The organism is Vibrio sp. 10N.222.55.C7, from assembly GCF_041473335.1.
Lineage (GTDB): Bacteria > Pseudomonadota > Gammaproteobacteria > Enterobacterales > Vibrionaceae > Vibrio > Vibrio crassostreae_C.
Genome location: NZ_JBFRSC010000115.1, coordinates 1 through 280 on the forward strand (window position 1 = coordinate 1; position 280 = coordinate 280).

Here is a 280-nt window from a genome sequence, read left to right on the forward strand (position 1 = left end):
AGATAGCGCTTAACTGTAATGTGGTTGCGGGAGCCGGATTTGAACCGACGACCTTCGGGTTATGAGCCCGACGAGCTACCAAACTGCTCCATCCCGCGTCCGAATGCATTATTTAAGTTAATGACTCTGTTCTCTAAAAAGAGAGAATTTGGAGCGATACATCGGGTTCGAACCGATGACCTCAACCTTGGCAAGGTTGCGCTCTACCAACTGAGCTAGTATCGCATTAGTTATTCGCTGCTCATACTGCCTTGGGCAACAGATAGCGCTTAACTGTAAT

Annotated in this window: 2 tRNA genes; both read right to left on the reverse strand. The window is 47.9% G+C overall.

The features are described from left to right. Window positions 1–21 precede the first annotated feature (21 nt). Window positions 22–98: transfer RNA gene (locus AB4482_RS22920), tRNA-Met, on the reverse strand. A gap of 51 nt (window positions 99–149) precedes the next feature. Next, window positions 150–225 (reverse strand) — tRNA-Gly (locus tag AB4482_RS22925). Window positions 226–280: the final 55 nt, after the last annotated feature.